Origin of the sequence: Leeuwenhoekiella polynyae, from assembly GCF_004104075.1 — a bacterium.
GTDB classification, from domain to species: Bacteria; Bacteroidota; Bacteroidia; order Flavobacteriales; family Flavobacteriaceae; genus Leeuwenhoekiella; species Leeuwenhoekiella polynyae.
The window spans coordinates 1-19,782 of the sequence record NZ_QOVK01000016.1 but is presented as its reverse complement, the minus strand read 5'-3'; the positions used below and the strand labels follow the sequence as shown (position 1 = coordinate 19,782).

The window sequence follows — 19,782 nt, the reverse complement described above, 5'->3', positions numbered from 1 at the left end:
TTCCTTTAGCTAATTTCTGTCAAAACATCAATATCTGAAGGAATAACTCCTAAATGCTGAAGTTTTAAAGCTGCCAGTTTTAAAGCTGTTTCGGCAGCTTTTTTATCTGAAACTTTCTGCAAGTAACTGTATAGGAATCCAGACCAAAATGCATCGCCTGCACCAGTTGCATCAGCTAAAAATTCTAGTTTTAACGCCGGAAGTGTTATCACAGCATTTCCTTTTCTCGATAGTTTTACTCCCTCTGCACCTAAGGTTAAGCACACCAGATCAACACCATTGGTATGAAAAAAATCAAAAATCTCTTGGTGTGGTTTATGTTCTGCAAAAAGTCTAAACATATCGTCCTCACTTATTTTGACCAAAGGGTTATAGCTGCAATACACTTTGATCACCCTTAGGCCTTCTTCACGATCTGGCCAGATCCGCTCGCTATAATTGACATCGATACTCAACTGCAATCCTAACTCTGAAGCTTCTTTTGCTGCTCTTAAAATTGCTTGCTGTGCCGGGATTTTACTAAGCGCAAAACACGTGGTATGAAAAATTTTAGCTTGTTTCAATAAAGCTGTTGGCAGTTGTTCTGAAACCAACTCCTTGTCTGCTTCACGATAGGCTATAAAATCTGGTGTTCCGGTGGTTTTTGACACGAATATCACGCTGGTAGGAAAATCATCTAGTATCGCTACTCCTTCCGTATTCAGATTTAAATCGTTTAATTTTTGCAGAACAAAATCTCCCAGTCCATCTTTACCTATCGCACAAATCAATCTGGAATTTAAGCCGAGTCGTTTTGTATTAACCGCAACATTTGTGGGACTTCCGCCTAAAAAACGCTGAAAGCTTTCGGTCTCTGAGAGAGATACATTTTCTTGAATCCCTATAAAATCTAGGAGAATTTCCCCAACACAAATAATGTCTATTTCCTTTTTCATAAAAAAAGTGTGTTTCCTTGCAGCGCCTGATGCACTAATACTGCTCCCGCCGCACTCCATGTACAATATGGCACTCCATTAGGCTCACCGGTTTTAGAATTGAAATTTTCATAAAAAGACCATTTCTCTTTTGCATTCAGCTTGTCAATCTGGCTCAAAACCTCTTCGGCAAGCTCTTTTTTTTCCTGCTCAACGAGTCCCATAGCATAAAAACCATTTACCATCTGCCACGTTCCTCCATTATGGAATTCGTATGGGTAATTCCTAAATTCGTATTTACAATTGTTAATTAAAAATCTCCAGTCGTCATCGCCTTCTTTGATTACCGGCCAAAATGCAGGCAATAATTGCGTAGTCAAGCTTTTACGCGTAGCCTCAGTATAATCTACAAGTTGCGTTTTATCTTCATCATTGCCTAAGTCTAGCATCAGCGCAAGGCTATTTGCAAAAGCATCAAATTGTGTTTGATAACCAGCAGGCTCTAATGATGCAACCCAATATGGCTTCTCATTTAAAGCAGCATACGCTTTAGGATGATATACTCCCTCTTGTGAACCTCGTTGTTTATAATTCTTAGTGAGTTTTGCTGTAATAGCCTCCAGTTTATTTGAAAGAACAGTATCAGCGTGCAGCTTCAAATACGACCGCATTGCCCAAACCCGAAGTAATTGATCATATAAAATAAAACCCTGAGTAGGATATTCATCCGCCCAGTTTCCGCTTCGCGGAACATACATCAAATCCCCATCGTTATATTCCCAACTGTGCATCAATTCAAAACCTCTTAAAACGTGCGGCTTCATCATTCTCATAAATGCTGAATCTTCTGTTTTGAGTACATATTGACACACACCTATTATAAACCACGACACCGTATCAACACGGCCAGCAAGACCACCAAAACTGAGTTCGGCTTTTGCTTCTGTAAAATACACATTAGAAGGTATATTACCCAGATCATGCTGATGTTCTGCCAGAGTAATGAGCGTTTGCTTAAAGACTTCTACCAGTTTTGAATCTCCATCAACCAAACCGGCAAGGCCACATATCACGCCGTCTCTTGCCCAAACCCTGCGATAATTTGCAATATCATTTGCACTGGCAAGAAATCCTTTTTCCGTGGCAACTCTATGGAGTAAATCTATTGCTTGAGAATATGCTGTTGTCATTTAGTTCATCTTAATTTCATCTGAAGAATAGCTCTTTTTTAACCGCAAAGCTAGTATTGCAGCAATGATAAAGAACACTCCTCCAAGAAGAATTGCATTAATTGCATCGTTACCCAAAAGATTTTTAATTATAGGACCAAAGGTTACTGTTTGTATCAACATAGGGATCACGATCATCATATTTACAATTCCCATATAAACGCCGCGCTTTTCTTCGGGAATTACTTTAGAAACCATCGCATACGGTATTCCCATCATTGCCGCCCAACCTATACCAAACAAGATCATCGGGATGAGTAATGCATATTCATTTTTAATATATGGCATACTTAACATAGCTATACCGGTAAAAACCAGACTCATCACATAAACGTTGCGCGAGCCGTATTTCTTAGCGAAAGGAACTAATGCGAGTGCCACAATCATGGTTACAAAATTATAAGTCCCATTCATCAAACCAGTTTGAGCCAGGGCTTGCTCAGAAACCATCTGAAAGTTTTGCGCAAAAGCCGTATCACCTGTACCTACTACTCCACCGCTGCGGCAGGCTTCCATAACACCTTCAAAACGCTGATTATCTTCTTCTGTTATTCCATAAATACTGCTTCGCAACATCGGGGTTATAAACTGCCAATACACAAACAATGCATACCATTGAAAGAAATAAACTGTCGCCAGTTTTTGCATCATCTTTGGCATTTTACCTATCGCTGCAATAATTTCAGTAAAAGGTTCTTTTATGCGATCAACAAAATTAGACTCTCGTTTTTCGCGTTTAAGCTCTGCTAAAGCTTCCTCAGAAGGCGGAATTTCTGGTGTTTTCCATACTGACCAGGATATAGTTCCTACTGAAGCGATTGCTCCTAAAAAGAAGGAATAATAAACCCAGGTTGGGATATTGGAAACAGTTTCTGTTGCGGTGCTACACAATGCAGCACTTTGATCTGCCGGAGCTCCAAACCAATCCTGAAACAAAAACAGTGAGAAGTTAGCAATGGTTATACCAGCACCTACAAAGAGACTTTGCATTTGATAACCAAAGGTAATCTGATCATCATTCAATTTATCACCCACAAAAGCGCGATACGGTTCCATTGCAGTATTATTTGCCACATCAAGAATCCACAAAAGACCTACTGCAAACCATAACTCTGGACTGAATGGAAAAGCAAAGAGACATAAACTACCTAAAATTGCTCCTATTAAAAAGAAAGGTTTTCTTCGTCCGCCCCATTTAGGCAACCAGGTTTTATCTGAAATCGCACCAATTATAGGCTGAATCAAAAGTCCGGTAACGGGACCTGCAAGATTTAACAAGGGTAAATCTGCGTGGTCCGCACCCAGAAAAGAAAATATAGGATTGATAGCTGTTTGCTGCAGCCCGAAACTAAACTGAATACCAAAAAAACCGACATTCATATTCCAAATCTGCCAAAAGGAAAGATTCGGTTTCTTTAAAGCACTTAAAAATTTATTCATAAGTGGATGTAATAAACTAAAAGATCATTTTAGCTTGAGAAGAGTATTTTGCCTTTTTACTAATTTCAAACGTTTTCGCTAATTATAAGAACAATTCAGGCTTTCAATATACAAGAATACAGAAATATATTCCTTAAAAACTTAAGAAAATATTAACTATTGTTTATTATCTAAAAACTCAATATTCCGCATCAATCCTGAATACTTAGTGCGTTTTACAGGAGATTTTCTAAATATTTCAGAAAACACCTCTTGTGTTAACTCACGCCATTCTTTTTTAGAATTCTCCAGAATTTGAGTTTTAGGGTTGAAAAGAGGTTCAGAGTGCGGCTTAGAAAATCGGTTCCATGGACAAACATCTTGACATACATCACAACCAAACATCCAATCGTCCAGCTTATCCTGAGCATAATCTGGGATTTCATTTCTAAGTTCTATCGTATAATAACTGATGCACTTACTACCATCTACAATATACGGATCAACAATAGCTTGTGTGGGACACGCATCTATACATGCAGTACATGAACCACAATGATCTGTCACTGGTGTATCATACTCAAGATCCAAGTCAATAATCAATTCTGCGATAAAATAAAACGACCCCGCTTGTTTAGTGAGTAAATTGCTGTGTTTACCTACCCAGCCTAATCCGCTTTTTGCCGCCCAGGCTTTATCGAGAACCGGGGCTGAGTCAACAAAAGCTCTTCCATCTACTTCGCCAATAGTCTCTCTGATATATTCTAAAAACTCTTTCAGCTTATCTTTAATGACAAAATGATAATCTGTACCATAAGCATATTTAGAGATCTTAAAGGAATCTTCTCGTTGTTGTTCTTCCGGAAAATAATTAAGTAATAAGGAAACTACGCTTTTAGCCCCGGGAACAAGCAACCTAGGATCAAGACGCTTATCAAAATGGTTTTCCATATAGCGCATTTCACCGTTCATATTTTTCTTCAGCCAGTTCTCTAGTCGCGGAGCTTCTTCCTCTAAAAAACCTGCTTTAGAAATACCACAAGACATAAAGCCAAGACGTTTTGCTTCGGCTTTAATTAATCTGGTATATTCGGCTTTTTTAGAATTCAAATGTCGCGCGGAGTAAAATTTAAGATAGAATTTTTAGGCTTTAATGTTATCAACGGATTGACCTCTATGGGCTCAGGTTCATAGGTTATTTTGAATTTTTTAAGGAGTTGAGCTACCGCCAAAATCATTTCATACATCGCAAAATTATTACCGATACACATTCTAGGACCTGCACCAAAAGGATAATAATAGGGCGAATATTTCAAACTTTCATCTTCAAAACGATCGGGATTAAAATCCTCTGGGTTCTCCCAAAAATCTTCTTGTCTGTGGATCTCAAAAATGGAAAACAAGATATTAGCTCCCGCTTCAATCTTAAATCCCGAAATAAAATCCTCTTCTAAACTAATACGGTCAATAAAGTATGCAGGTGGATATAAACGCATCGACTCATTTACCACATTATTTATAAATTTCATTCCTTTCAATTGCTCCAGTAAGTCAACCTCTTCTATTTGCTGAACTTCTTTAAAAACTCGCTCCTGAACCTCTTGATGCCTGGCTAGTAATTCTGCAGTAAAGGTCAACGCATTAGAAGTTGTCTCATGACCAGCAATAAATAAAATCAGAATCTCATCAATTAATTGCTCTCGCTCTATTGCTGTGCCGTCATCATAACGTGCATCAAGCAACATATCTAAAACATCATTCTCTTTTTGTCCACTGGCGATTCGCTCATCTACTAATTTGTCAAGAATTTGACGTGCTTCTTGTGTAAGTTTTAGATTATCTCTCAGCTTACCAGATACCTTAAACCACCAGCCCAAATAAGGCTGACGTAATTCTCTCACCATCATTTTCTGAGCAGACTCCGTTATATACTGCAAGCGATTGATATTTTTCTGATCAACCGCACTACTGAATAAAGACTGAACCACGGTTTGAAAAGTTAGATCATTAAACACCGGAAAAATATCGAAGGGTTCATTGACAACCACTTTATTCAATTCTGTAGTAATAGCTTGATCTATTTTAGCAATTATTTGCGCCAATTGCTTTTTATGAAAAGCAGGCTGAATAAGCTTACGCTGCTTAGCCCAATGCTTTCCGTTTGAAGTCAACAAACCACGACCTACATACTTTGCCAGATCTTTAGTCTGAATGGGAGATTTATGATAATTCTTTTGATTTTTCTGTAGTGCATGTTGTGCAAATAAAGCATCTCTACTAAAAATAACACTTTTGGAAAAACTGAGATTCAGTCGAAAAGTATCACCTTTTTCTCTAAAGTTTTTATGATGAAAAGGTAACGGATTTTTTAAAATTTTAAGTGCAGATCTAAAAAACTGCAGGATAGAAACTTCTGGAATCTTTTGCATAGCTTAAAACAAACCTCCCTGAACAGGACCTTTGACTCGATTAAGATGTTTATAAGCTGCTTCAGTAACCTCTCGCCCACGTGGAGTACGTATAATAAATCCTTGCTGAATCAGGAACGGCTCATAAACTTCTTCGATGGTTTCGCCACTTTCAGAAACAGCTGTTGCGAGAGTGCTAATCCCAACCGGACCGCCCTTAAATTTATCGATTATAGTTGCGAGAATCTTGTTGTCCATTTCATCTAAACCGTGCGCATCTACATTTAAAGCTATTAGACCAAAACGTGCAATTTCAATATCTATAGTTCCATTACCTTTAATCTCTGCAAAGTCACGCACACGACGCAACAAGGCGTTTGCAATACGAGGTGTACCGCGGCTTCTACCTGCAATTTCAATAGCGGCTTCCATACCTATAGGTACTTGTAAAATATCTGCACTACGTTGAACAATAGTAGTTAGCAACTCTGTATTATAATACTGAAGACGCGAAGAAATACCGAACCGCGCTCGCATAGGAGCAGTTAATAGGCCTGAACGAGTAGTTGCTCCAATGAGTGTAAAAGGATTCAAATTGATCTGAACGGTCCGGGCATTCGGTCCGCTTTCGATCATAATATCAATTTTGTAATCTTCCATAGCCGAGTATAAGTACTCTTCAACTATAGGGCTCAATCTGTGAATTTCGTCTATAAATAAAACATCACGTTCTTCTAAATTGGTAAGCAATCCTGCAAGATCACCAGGCTTATCTAAAACAGGACCAGAAGTTACCTTGATGCTAACACCTAATTCATTTGCTAAGATATTTGCTAAAGTTGTTTTACCTAACCCAGGAGGACCGTGAAAGAGCGTGTGATCTAATGCCTCTCCCCTTCGATTCGCAGCTTGAACAAATATCTCTAGATTTTCAATAACCTGCTCTTGACCGGTAAAATCTCCAAAACTAAGCGGCCGTAAGGCACGCTCTACGTCATACTCTTCAGGAGTGAACCCCTCTCCACTTGCATCTAAATTCTCATTCATAACGCAAAGATACTAAATAGGCTTTTTGAAAATATAAGCAACTTCTCAAAAGCAGAAATAAAAACATTCATAAATAAAAAGCCCGCTAATTAGCGGGCTTTTTAGTGTATTTTATTTGAATCTAGTGATTCATTTCTTCTTCATTTTCCTGAAGTGGAACAGTCTGCGGAACAAAATCCTGACCAGCTATTACATAGTCTGTCTCATCTTCATTCAATTTACTATAGTCATAAGGCCAACGGTAAACTGAAGGTATCTCTCCAACCCAGTTACCATGTATATGCTTTAATTCTGTAGTCCATTCTAATGTATTGGATTTCCAAGGGTTTTTAGGTCCTTTCTTTCCGTAGAAAATAGAAGAAATAAAGTTATATAAGAATACAAGTTGTACAGCAGCTGTAATAATTGCAGCAACCGTAATCATCATATTCACATCTGCCAAATCATCAAAGTAAGGGAAAGCAGTGTTTGAGTAATAACGTCTTGGTAAACCAGCCATACCTATAAAGTGCATCGGGAAAAACACCGCGTAAGAACCTATCGCCGTCACCCAGAAGTGAACATAACCTAAATTCTTATTAAGCATTTTACCTTCAAACATTTTAGGGAACCAGTGATACACTCCAGCAAACAGACCATAAAGTGCAGATATACCCATTACCAAGTGGAAATGCGCTACTACGAAATACGTATCGTGAACGTTAATATCTAACGTACTATCACCTAAAATAATACCGGTTAAACCACCAGTAATAAAAGTTGAAACTAAACCTATTGAAAATAACATCGCAGGGTTCATCTGGAGGTTACCCTTCCATAAAGTAGTTATATAGTTAAACGCTTTTACAGCAGATGGAATCGCAATCAACAATGTTGTAAAGGTAAATACAGAACCTAAGAACGGATTCATACCTGATACAAACATATGGTGACCCCATACAATAGTTGATAAGAATGCAATTGCAAGAATTGATGCAATCATCGCTCTATAACCAAAAATAGGTTTACGTGCGTTTGTAGCTATAACTTCTGATGAAATACCTAAAGCAGGTAACAATACAATGTAAACTTCAGGGTGCCCTAAGAACCAGAATAAGTGTTCAAATAAGACCGGAGAACCACCACTATTATGTAATACTTCACCACCTATATATATATCTGAAAGAAAGAAAGAAGTACCAAAACTTCTATCCATAATTAAAAGTAAAGCTGCAGATAATAAAACCGGAAACGACACAATACCAATAATTGCAGTAACAAAAAATGCCCATATAGTTAAAGGAAGTCTCGTCATAGACATACCTTTTGTACGCATATTAATTACTGTAACGACATAGTTTAATGAACCTAATAAAGAAGATGCTATAAAAATTGCCATTGAAACCAACCAAAGCGTCATCCCTGCACCAGATGCAGAAATAGATTCAGGAAGTGCACTTAATGGCGGATAAATCGTCCAACCAGCAGCTGCCGGTCCTGCTTCAACAAATAAAGAAGAACACATTATTACAGCAGAGAGAAAGAATAACCAATAAGAAACCATGTTCAAGAAACCAGAAGCCATATCACGCGCTCCAATTTGTAATGGTATTAATAAGTTACTAAATGTACCACTCAGACCAGCTGTAAGTACAAAGAATACCATTATAGTACCGTGAATGGTTACAAGTGAAAGATAAATACTTGGGTCCATCACTCCGTCTGGAGCCCATTTACCCAAAAACACCTCAAAAATTGTAAAACTTTTTTCAGGCCAAGCTAATTGCATTCTAAATAGTATAGACATTGCAATACCAATGAAGCCCATTATTAAGCCAGTAATTAAATACTGCTTGGAGATCATTTTATGATCTGTACTGAAAATATATTTTGTTATAAAAGTCTGGTGATGGTCATGATGTGCGTGATCATCGTGAGCATGTTCCAAAGCTGTTGCGTTTGCTGACATATCTAGTTTCGTTTAAATAACAATTTTTATTGAGCTACACTAGCCTCAAAGGTTTTCTGAGTCTTAATCCACTTCTCATAATCTTCCTGAGACTCAACAATAATTTTCATTTGCATGTTATAATGGCTTTCTCCACAAATCTTATTACACAATAAGTAGTAATCAAACTCGTCATAATCATCTAAAGCAGGTTCACCAGCAGCTACCAGCTCTTTGCTTTTTTCTTTACGTATCTCTTGAATTGTACGCATTTTTTCTTGCATATAATCCGTTTTACGTATCTCTTCTGTTGTTACTGTAGGAGTAAATGAGAATTGAGTAATCATCCCAGGTACAACATTCATTTGAGCTCTAAAGTGAGGCATGTAAGCAGAATGCAGAACGTCTTGTGATCTTAATTTAAAAATTACCTGACGCCCTACAGGCAAGTGTAATTCTTGGGTAACTACATCATCCTGACCATCTACATCACTAGGATCTATACCTAATTGATTAATACCTTCTATAAAACGAACATTTGCATCTCCCAAGATATTATCTTCCCCAGCATAACGTGCTTTCCAGTTAAAGCGCTGTGCGTATAACTCTACTACTAATGCATCCTCATCTTCGTCAAAGTTCATAATATCAGACCAAGTAAATAGCCCGTAGATAATTAAACCAGCCAATACAATTACTGGAATAATCGTCCATATGAATTCTAACTTGTCGTTGTCTGCATAAAAAAGAGCACGTTGACCCTTTTTCCCTTTGTATTTGTATGCAAAGAAATGCAATAAGAATTGTGTTATGATCTGCACTACCATAATCAAAGCAATAGATATGAACATCAAATTGTCATATTTACTACCGTGTGCAGATGAAGCTTCAGGCAAATAGAACTTAGAGTAGTGCCAGAAACAATAGAACATTAAGAAGTAAAGGAAAACCATAAACATAACCATCAATTTGGCATTGATTCGGTTATCCTTTCCGTTAGCAACTTCACCAGATTCTCCTGAAGAGTTTCCTTTAGAAAGCGCATATATTTTATTCATTTGCCATATTGCTACAGCAAAAAGAATGATTACAATAAGTACTAAAAAAACGGTCATTGTTGTGTTTTTTCTGTTCGTTGATATTAATAGTGAAAATGCTCGCTCTCTACTAAGAATGGGTTATTCTTAGGCCTCAACGATACTTTAGCTAATCCCATACCTACCATTAAGATAAATAGACCCAAGAAGAAAAGTAACGCAGCGAATTCTGTAATTCCGAATGACCAGTAAGGCCCAACAGTTGATGGCATAACCAAAAGGAATATATCTATGTAGTGACCTACAAGGATAATAACACCAGCTATTACCACAAACCAGGATACACGTTTGAAATCACTATTCATCAAAATAACAATAGGGAATACAAAGTTAATGATAATCATTCCGAAGAAGATAGGGTTGTATTCTTGTATTCTTAAGATAAAGTATGTTACTTCTTCAGGTATATTAGCGTACCAAATCAACATAAATTGACCAAACCATAAATAGGTCCAGAACACACTAAACCCAAACATAAACTTCGCTAGATCATGTAAGTGGCTATCATTTACAAAATCTAATTTACCAATAGCTTTTAAAGAAACAGTTACAATAGCTATAACAGTTACTGCAGATACAATAATACTTGCGAAAATGTACCATGCAAATAGTGTACTATACCAGTGTGGTGTCATAGACATAAACCAGTCCCAAGCCATTGTTGATTCAGTTACTATAAAGAATGCTAAGAAGTAAACTGAATATTTAAATAAGTTTTTATAAGGCTTTAAATCTTCTGCATCATCCATTGCAAGAGAGTTCTTTCTTGCGAAGTGACGATATAAATTCCATCCTATAATATAGATTATACCTCTAATTAACCAAAATGGAAAATTTAAATAGCCTGATTTTTCCTGAAGAATAGAATCTTCTGCGACTAACTCGTGATTTTGCCAAGGATAAAAATGTTCTCCCGCGAATATTACTATAAGTAAAACAATTACAGATCCCGGAAGTAAATAATTGGTGATACCTTCCATCACTCTAAAGAGAACAGGAGACCAACCCGCTTGTGCTGCGGTTTGTATTGCATAAAAAACTAAAGTTCCTAAAGCGATCATCATAAAGAAAAAAGCAGCAACAAAAGCAGCAGACCAAGGTTTGGCTTGCATTTGATGTAAAACGTGCTCCATATGCTCACCATCTTCGTGCGCATCGTGTCCCAAATCTTTATCTTGAGCCATTGCGTGTTCAGAATATCCATGCTCCTGACGAACTTCGTCAACAAAATTTGCTTCCTCGTGACTCGCTTCTTCACCAGAACTGTGATGCTCCTCATGAGAAGCCAGGATTTCGCTTGCTTCTTCAACTGTGCTGGGTACAGATAAAAATCCAAATACCAAACCTATCAGTCCAAGAACCATACAAACTATGGCGAAAAGTCTTAATTTACTTGATAACGTGTACATAATTTTGAAATATCCTGCCTTTATTATTCTTCAGTTTGCGCTTCTTCAGTCATTTGATGCTCTTCAACAGGCTCATCAGCAGCAACTGTTTCAGAAGATTCTGCATTTTCAAATGCTCTTTTAGGTTTTCCGTCAAGTGCATCTTTCAAATCAATAACATAATGATTAATCAACCACAATTCTTCTTCCGTAGTTTGAGATGCATATGACCCCATTGTGTTCAGACCATAATAAGTAACGTGATATACACTTCCTTCTGTAATAGCACGACCCTGATCATTATATGCAGGAACACCTAAAACTTTTTCTCGCTTAGCTAATGTTCCCTTTCCATCACCTTTATCACCGTGGCAAATTGCACAGTAAATAGTATAAAGAGCTTTTCCTTTATTGAGATTATCTTCTGTGTAGGGTACGGGATTTTTAAGATTCGCTTTTGCTGCCTCATAACCTTCCGTAGTATTTTCATAACCATAAGGCATCCAACCTCGAGAAACACTACCTTCTGCAGGTTGCATTGCTTCCATTCCGTTAGGGAATACATCATAATTACCATAAGTCTCATAACTTACTTCTTCATACATGTTAGGCATGTACTGGTAATTTCTATAGTCTTTATCTTGACAAGAGGCCACTAAAACCAGCATTACCAATGAACCTAATATTTGAATACTATTTCTCATTTGTTAAGCGTGTTCTTCATTATGAATTAGACTTATCTCAGATGCACCTGTATCGTATAAAAACTTAGAAAGTGTATCAAGATCGTGATCAGCTGCATCTACTTCAATTAGAAAATGATCATCTGTTGTTCTAACATCAGGATTTTCAGCTTTTTTAAAAGGCCATATTCTACTTCTCATATAGAACGTAATAACCATCAAGTGAGCTGCAAAAAACACAGTCAATTCAAACATAATTGGCACAAAAGCAGGCATATTCTGTAAATAAGAGAAACTAGGCTTACCACCTATGTTTCTTGGCCAGTCTTCGATCATTATAAAGTTCATCATCAAAGTTGCCACACTAAGACCTATAAGTCCATAAATAAACGAGCATATAGCAAGACGTGTATGAGGAAGCCCCATTGCCTTATCTAATCCGTGAACCGGAAAAGGTGTGTATACCTCAATAATTCTATAATGCTTAGAACGCAACTCTTTAACCGCTTTCATGAGAATATCATCATCATTGTAAAGCACGTGTAATACGTTTCCTGATGCCATAATTATTGTTTAAGATTTTGTGCCTGACCTGCCCAATCATCACGCTCTGCTCTACCAGGAAACGCATCGATAATCTCATCTAGAAGGTCATATTCTGTTTTTGTCATTTTACTCACCTGATCGTAGGTATAAATACCTAACTGATGTAGTTTTTGCTCCAGTACTGGACCTACCCCACTGATCTTTTTCAAATCATCTGCCGTTTGTGTTGCAGGATCATAAGTACCAATTTTAGCAAGCATTAAATCGATCTCAGATTTTTTAGCTTCGGTATCAACTAATGCATCTGCATGAACAGTAGACTGATGATACGTATCAGCAGCATTTGATGCTGAAGCTAAACTTGTTCTTTCAGCATATTTAGAAGTACGAGCATCTGCAGCCGTACCTGCCAAATCTTCACCAGATTCTCTTATTCTCTTATAACGTGCTCCAGAAGACTTAAGAATACTCTTAACCTCTGCTTGTGCAATTACAGGGAATGTTCTTGCATATAATAAGAACAATACAAAGAAGAATCCTATTGTCCCCACAAACACACCTATATCTACAAAGGTAGGCTGAAACATTGACCAAGATGAAGCCAAGCGGTCTTTACTCAAACAGATTACAATGATATCAAAACGCTCAAACCACATACCTATATTGATGACCAGAGCTACGATGAAAGTCCAAACTATATTTCTCCTCCATTTCTTGACCCAAAGTGTAAGTGGCACAATAAGGTTACAAATAATAAGAGCCCAAAATGCCCACCAGTAAGGACCAGTTGCCGCACCAAAAGAAAGGTATGTGTAATTCTCATAAGGAACACCAGAATACCATCCGATAAAATATTCAGTCAAATAAGCAACCGTTACAATACCACCGGTAAGCAAGATTACTTTGTTCATAAATTCAATATGAACGATTGTTATATAATTTTCAAGATTGACAACCTTACGCATAACAAGAAGCAAGGTCTGCACCATTGCGAATCCTGAAAAAATTGCACCCGCCACAAAATACGGAGGGAAAATTGTACTATGCCATCCAGGTACCACCGAAGTCGCAAAGTCAAAAGATACAATAGTATGCACCGAAAGTACAAGCGGTGTTGCAAGACCCGCAAGAACTAATGACACTTCTTCAAAACGTTGCCAATCTTTTGCACGCCCACTCCAACCGAAACTTAATATTCCGTAGATTTTTTGTTGAAAAGGACTCTTAGTACGGTCTCTGATCATTGCAAAATCTGGTAATAAACCTGTCCACCAGAAAACCAATGACACAGAAAGATAAGTAGATATTGCAAATACATCCCAGAGCAGAGGTGAATTGAAGTTCACCCAAAGTGAACCAAATTGGTTAGGAATAGGCAATACCCAATATGCTAACCAAGGACGTCCCATGTGAATTATAGGAAATAAACCAGCTTGAACAACCGCAAAAATAGTCATCGCTTCCGCAGAACGGTTAATTGCCATACGCCACTTTTGACGGAATAAAAGTAATACCGCAGAAATAAGTGTACCGGCGTGACCAATACCTACCCACCAAACGAAATTGGTAATATCCCAGGCCCAGCCTATAGTTTTGTTAAGACCCCATACTCCAATACCTGTAGACACTGTATAAACAATACAGCCAAGACCCCACAAGAATGCGATTAGCGCTATAGAAAAAACAATCCACCAAGATTTATTGGCCTTTCCTAAGATAGGAGCACCTACGTCCACGCTGATGTCGTGGTAAGATTTCTCTCCAAGAATCAAAGGCTCTCTTATGGGTGCTTCGTAGTGTGACGACATATTAATATATTGATATTTATTTTAAACTAAATTTAAGCTTCAGCAGTATTCTTAACTTTTACATGGTAGAATACATTAGGCTTCACACCTATATCTTCCAGTAAATAATACTTACGTTTATCGTTTTTCAACGCTACAATTTCAGAATCTTCCATGTTTACATCTCCAAACTTAATAGCACCATTATCACAAGCGTTACTACAAGCAGTTGCAAACTCACCATCCTCAACAGCTCTACCCTCACGTTTAGCATCAAGAATAGTCTTCTGAGTCATTTGAATACAAAAAGAACATTTCTCCATCACACCACGAGAACGTACAGTCACGTCTGGATTAAGAACCATACGACCTAAGTCATTGTTCATATTATAATCAAACTCATCATTCTCACTATACAAGAACCAGTTGAATCGACGTACTTTATAAGGACAGTTATTCGCACAGTAACGGGTACCTACACAGCGGTTATAAGTCATTTGGTTTTGACCCTGTCTACCGTGACCAATTGCAGCAACCGGGCAAACAGTTTCACAAGGAGCGTGATTACAATGCTGACACATTACAGGCTGAAATGCAACCTCTGGATTGTCGTAAGATTGCTTCTCAACAACAGAATAGCTATCGAAAGCCGGAAGCTCCTCAAGAGCTTTAGTTTCCTCTTCAAAAGTATCAGCAGAAGAATAGTAACGATCTATACGCAACCAGTGCATATCTCTAAAGTTTCTAACCTCTTGTTTACCCACTACAGGAACATTGTTTTCTGCGTGACAAGCAATAACACAAGCACCACAACCAGTACAAGCATTCAAGTCAATAGAAAGATTAAAATGAGGCCCCATGGTGTCATCAAAAGACTCCCAAATGTCCGCATTCTTATCACGAACAGAAATCTCAGAATGATTGTAATCAACTTCTCCTACCGGATTCCAAGCGTGAATATCTTTAGTATTAAAAATCTCTAAAGTAGTTTCACGAACAATATCATCCGCACGACCAGCCATTGTATTTTGCATCTGAACACAAGCAAACTCATGCCACCCGCTAGCCTTCTCAATCTGAATAGATTGAGTAGCATTAAATTCTTTATATAATGGGTAAGCATTAACACCTACCTGCATTTCTTCTTGTACAGCTGCTTTTTTACCATAACCCAAAGCCAAACCAACCGAACCAGGAGCTTGACCAGGCTGAATGTAAACCGGTACATTTTCTAAAGTAACACCATCTAAAGTAACATTAACATAGCTACCATTTAGAGCACCTTTAGATGTAATCTCATTCTCAACACCTAACTTATCAGCATCAATTTTTGACATAGTCAAATAGTTATCCCAAGAAGTTCTGGTGATAGGATCTGGAAATTCCTGCAACCAAGGATTATTCGCTTGCTGACCATCACCAAGACCCGTACTAGAATACAGAGTCAATTCATAACCAGAAGCACCACCATCTTGATTTAATGCAGCTAAAGCACTTGCTAAAGAAATAGCTCCATTTTCAGAAGAACTAGACATCTCTGAAGTTTCCTCTCCTGTTGATGCCTCTACAGTACCAGCAACAAAACCATCATGTAAAGCTTGATTCCAACTTACAGAAGTATTACTCCAGTTATTTTTAAGATAATCGTAATATTTCACATCTTGACCAACCCAAGCCAACAAAGTGTCTTGAAATTGTCTCGTATTAAACAACGGTCTAATTGTAGGCTGAGTTAAACAGATCTGACCTTTTTTTATTTCCACATCACCCCAAGATTCTAAATAATGAGGAGCAGGAGCCAAATAATTACACAACAAACCAGTCTCATCTTCTTTCATATTGAAAGAAATCTTCACATCAACCTTTTCTAAACCAGTTTTAAACTCTTCAACATTTGGTAAACTATAAGCAGGATTAACACCAGCAATAAGAATCGCCCCCACAGCACCAGCATTCATATCCTGAACCAGTTGCTGAACTGCCTGAGCATCACCTTCACGAGTCATTTTTGGGGCTTGCGTATCAATAATAGAACTACCTAAAGTCTCATTTATTGAAAGTGCAACAGTCTGAGCATTCACATCTTGCACACCGGTAACAAAAACACCTTTACTTCCGGCATTTTTTAACTGCTTTGCAGCACTCTTTACCGCCTCATCAAGCTCTGGAGAAAGACCTGTATTAGAATTACCTCCAGCAACAATGCTTTGTATTGCAGCAACGGCCTTCTTCTGTTCGCTAGGCGTCATCGGCACTCTCTTATCTGCATTTGCACCAGATAATGTCATATTTGCCTCAAACTGAACGTGACGTGACATTTTACCATTCTTTGGAACACGGCTTCTTGAATAGCTTGGCCCGAAACCACCACCTTGCCAGTCACCAAGAATATCAGCACCTACAGAGATGATTACTTCAGCTTCAGAAAAATCATAATCTGGCAATGCACGCATTCCATACTTACTTTCAAAAGCATCCAAAGCATCAGTTTCTGAAATCGCATCATAAACCACATGTTTAACATTTGGATAAGCTGCGCTAAATTCAGAAATCAATTTTGAAGTTGAAGGACTAGCAAAAGTCTGCGTTAACAACACAATACTCTTACCTCCTAAATTATTTAATTTATCACCCAACTGACTATCTAATTCTTCCCAAGAAGCATCAGCACCATCAATTTTAGGCCCTTGTAAACGCTTAGTATCGTACATTGACAATACAGAAGCATGAACCCTTGCATTATTACCCCCTAAAGAAGCTGCAAGTTTGTTATTTTCAATTTTAATAGGTCTTCCTTCACGTGTTTTTACCAAAACACTCGCAAAATCAAAACCATCTGCCATTGTTGTAGCATAATAATCTGCTTTACCAGGAGTAATACGCTCTGGAGCAACCACGTAAGGAATTGATTTATTCACAGGCCCTTCACACGCAGCAAGTGTTGCGGCAGCAGTAGAAAAACCTACATACTTTAAGAAATCACGACGCGTAGTAGATGAAGCATCTAACGAATCTTTATCGCCAAGAAATTCATCCATCGGAATCTCTTGCGCAAACTCATTCTGTTTAAGCGCCTCAACAATAGAGCTATTTTCATTTAGCTCCTCAACACTTTTCCAGTATTTCTTGTTTGATGACATAAAATCTATTGTTATTTATTTTGGAACGCGAGTTAGACTACACGTATTCTTAAACTCTATTAATAGTGACACTTACCACACTCAAGTCCTCCCATTTGAGCCGCAGTCAATTGCTCAACTCCATACTTCTTAGAAAGCTCTTCGTGAATTTTCTCGTAATACGGATTACCATCCATTTTTACGTTAGTCTCACGGTGACAGTTAATACACCACCCCATCGTCAATGGAGCATTTTGATACATAATTTCCATCTCCTCAACAGGACCGTGACACGTTTGACACTGCACACCCGCTACACTCACGTGCTGAGAGTGATTAAAATATGCAAAGTCAGGAAGCTTATGAATTCGCACCCATTCTACCGCCTGAGTTTCCCCAGAATAAGATTGAGTTGCAGGATCCCATCCTGTTGCTTTATATAATTTCTGAATCTCCTTATCGTAGAATTCTTTTGAGTAATCTTCAGTAACAGAACTAAATTCTGAAGTTTGATCTGCAACCTCACTAATACTCTTATGACAATTCATACAAACATTAAGAGAAGGTATACCTGAAGTTTTACTAGTTCTAGCAGAAGAGTGACAATACTTACACTCAATCTGATTATCACCTGCGTGAATTCTATGCGAATAATGAATTGGCTGAATTGGCTGATAACCCTGATCAACACCCACCTGCATCATCCATCCGTAAGCGAAATAAGCTCCACCTAATAAAAGAACAATCACAGAAACTAAAACAAGGAATTGATTTTCAACAAACGCTTTCCAGATTGGCTTGCGAGATTCTTTAACAGGAAGCTCAACACCTTGCGCTACCGCAAACTTTCTAAGCGTATTATTCACAAGAAACAGCACTGCCACAAGCATCACCAACACAACAGCAAGAATAGCCAGTATGATCGTGCTTGAAACTCCACCGCCTCCACCTTGACCGGCACCTCCAGATGCATTAGCAGGAGCAACAGGCTCTGGTTTAGGAGTATCAGTATACGCTAAGATATCATCAATATCAGCATTAGTCAATTGCGGAAACAAGTTCATCGCAGTCCCACCATACTCTTCATAAATAGCTATAGCCTCAGGATCTCCTGAATCTCTCAACTCTTTATTGTTTTTGATCCATCGATATAACCAATCTCTGTCGCGACGTTCAGTAACATCATACAAAGCCGGCCCAGTTGCACGACTGTATAATTTATGACACGCAGCACAGTTAGCGTTAAACAAAGCCTTTCCGGCAGCAGCATCACCACCCTGAGCAGCAGCTGTGGTTTCTGACTCAGCAGCACCTTCATCAGTTGTTGCATCTTGAGCAAACACAATTGATGAAAAAGAAAGCAATAATGCTAAAGTGATTAAAGAAAATCGAGAAGCTGAATTAAGGTATTTACCCTGTTTCATAGTATGATAGAATTGTCATCTTAGCGCGGCACCAATCTGAGTGATTAAAAGCATCTACAAACTAGAAATAATGCCGACAAATTTGATGGCAAAAGTAAGACTTAGAAGTGGATTTTTGAAGTGTTAGTAAAGCGTTAAAAGGTAATTTATATAAGTTCTAAATAATAAAAAGCACGCATTTTGAGTTATAACTTTTACTTTTGCTTAAACATTTTTTCTTATGAAAAGAACCCTTATAAAGCTTACTATATCATGCCTTTTTGGTGGATTTTTAACAACCTCAACATACAGTCAATCAGCAAACTCACGTATTATTCAAGATGACAGACTAACTGAATTACTGAGACTTAAGTCTGAAATGACTGTTAATGACGAATTGACAGATCGCTATAAAATTCAGCTATTTTATGGCAATATTACCGAAGCAAACAAGATACACAGCAAGTACACTTCTCAGTATCCCGAATGGAAGCCTAAAATCGTTTATGAAAGTCCCAACTACAAAGTCTGGGTAGGAAACTTCAGAAACCGCCTTGAAGCAGACCAAGCGCTTCTACAGATTCAAAAAAACTTCCCAAACGCTTTTGTAATGAAACCAGAACGTTAGAAGCAACAAAAAAGAACAGTAAATAAAAAGCCCGATCAAATGATCGGGCTTTTTTATTATTATAATGTCCCGTCCTGAAATAGCGATACACTAAAACCTTAGTGTAATGAAAACACCCTCAAAGAGTGGTTATGCAAAAAGAACCCAAAAAGACTACTCGCTTTCTTTTAAGCTTCAGGTTGTCCAA

General features: G+C 37.9%; 15 protein-coding genes. 1 reads left to right on the top strand and 14 read right to left on the bottom strand.

Going from position 1 to position 19,782, the window contains the following annotated elements; genetic code table 11:
* Positions 1 to 5: 5 nt before the first annotated feature.
* The 14 genes from DSM02_RS14630 to DSM02_RS14565 all read right to left on the bottom strand — a co-directional run bounded on the left by DSM02_RS14630 (position 6) and on the right by DSM02_RS14565 (position 18,988).
* Positions 6 to 935, bottom strand: a complete 930-nt coding sequence (locus tag DSM02_RS14630; protein WP_128766310.1) for a carbohydrate kinase family protein — start codon at positions 933 to 935, stop codon at positions 6 to 8.
* Positions 932 to 2,104, bottom strand: a complete 1,173-nt coding sequence (locus DSM02_RS14625; RefSeq protein WP_128766309.1) for a glycoside hydrolase 100 family protein — start codon at positions 2,102 to 2,104, stop codon at positions 932 to 934. The genes DSM02_RS14630 and DSM02_RS14625 overlap by 4 nt, the downstream gene beginning before the upstream one ends.
* Positions 2,105 to 3,583, bottom strand: coding sequence for an MFS transporter (locus DSM02_RS14620; protein ID WP_128766308.1), 1,479 nt, complete (start codon positions 3,581 to 3,583; stop codon positions 2,105 to 2,107). It lies immediately after the preceding gene.
* Between the two features lie 156 nt (positions 3,584 to 3,739).
* Positions 3,740 to 4,672: a tRNA epoxyqueuosine(34) reductase QueG gene (gene queG / locus DSM02_RS14615; RefSeq protein ID WP_128766307.1), complete on the bottom strand. Its 933-nt coding sequence runs from the start codon at positions 4,670 to 4,672 to the stop codon at positions 3,740 to 3,742.
* A complete protein-coding gene (locus DSM02_RS14610) occupies positions 4,669 to 5,991 on the bottom strand; it encodes a cytochrome P450 (protein WP_128766306.1) in 1,323 nt (440 codons plus the stop codon). Before DSM02_RS14610 ends, queG begins: the two co-directional genes overlap by 4 nt.
* Positions 5,992 to 5,994: 3 nt before the next feature.
* Complete coding sequence (gene ruvB / locus DSM02_RS14605; RefSeq protein WP_128766305.1) at positions 5,995 to 7,017, bottom strand: Holliday junction branch migration DNA helicase RuvB; 1,023 nt, start codon at positions 7,015 to 7,017, stop codon at positions 5,995 to 5,997.
* A 121-nt stretch (positions 7,018 to 7,138) separates the two neighbouring features.
* The gene (locus DSM02_RS14600; protein ID WP_205875154.1) at positions 7,139 to 8,965 is read right to left on the bottom strand and encodes a cytochrome c oxidase subunit I; all 1,827 of its coding nucleotides are present in this window, start codon (positions 8,963 to 8,965) and stop codon (positions 7,139 to 7,141) included.
* Between the two features lie 26 nt (positions 8,966 to 8,991).
* Positions 8,992 to 10,059 (bottom strand): cytochrome c oxidase subunit II, encoded by a 1,068-nt coding sequence (locus tag DSM02_RS14595; protein ID WP_128766304.1) that lies wholly within the window; start codon positions 10,057 to 10,059, stop codon positions 8,992 to 8,994.
* A 26-nt stretch (positions 10,060 to 10,085) separates the two neighbouring features.
* Positions 10,086 to 11,450, bottom strand: coding sequence for a quinol:cytochrome C oxidoreductase (locus DSM02_RS14590; protein ID WP_128766303.1), 1,365 nt, complete (start codon positions 11,448 to 11,450; stop codon positions 10,086 to 10,088).
* 23 nt (positions 11,451 to 11,473) lie between these two features.
* Positions 11,474 to 12,133 (bottom strand): c-type cytochrome, encoded by a 660-nt coding sequence (locus tag DSM02_RS14585; protein ID WP_128766302.1) that lies wholly within the window; start codon positions 12,131 to 12,133, stop codon positions 11,474 to 11,476.
* A 3-nt stretch (positions 12,134 to 12,136) separates the two neighbouring features.
* A complete protein-coding gene (locus tag DSM02_RS14580; protein WP_128761546.1) occupies positions 12,137 to 12,676 on the bottom strand; it encodes a DUF3341 domain-containing protein in 540 nt (179 codons plus the stop codon).
* A 2-nt stretch (positions 12,677 to 12,678) separates the two neighbouring features.
* Complete coding sequence (nrfD, locus tag DSM02_RS14575; RefSeq protein ID WP_128766301.1) at positions 12,679 to 14,466, bottom strand: NrfD/PsrC family molybdoenzyme membrane anchor subunit; 1,788 nt, start codon at positions 14,464 to 14,466, stop codon at positions 12,679 to 12,681.
* Between the two features lie 32 nt (positions 14,467 to 14,498).
* Positions 14,499 to 17,585: a TAT-variant-translocated molybdopterin oxidoreductase gene (locus DSM02_RS14570; RefSeq protein WP_128766300.1), complete on the bottom strand. Its 3,087-nt coding sequence runs from the start codon at positions 17,583 to 17,585 to the stop codon at positions 14,499 to 14,501.
* Between the two features lie 59 nt (positions 17,586 to 17,644).
* Positions 17,645 to 18,988 (bottom strand): c-type cytochrome, encoded by a 1,344-nt coding sequence (locus DSM02_RS14565; RefSeq protein ID WP_128766299.1) that lies wholly within the window; start codon positions 18,986 to 18,988, stop codon positions 17,645 to 17,647.
* 220 nt (positions 18,989 to 19,208) lie between these two features.
* Between DSM02_RS14565 and DSM02_RS14560 the strand changes: the two genes are divergently transcribed.
* A complete protein-coding gene (locus DSM02_RS14560) occupies positions 19,209 to 19,595 on the top strand; it encodes an SPOR domain-containing protein (protein ID WP_128766298.1) in 387 nt (128 codons plus the stop codon).
* Positions 19,596 to 19,782: the final 187 nt, after the last annotated feature.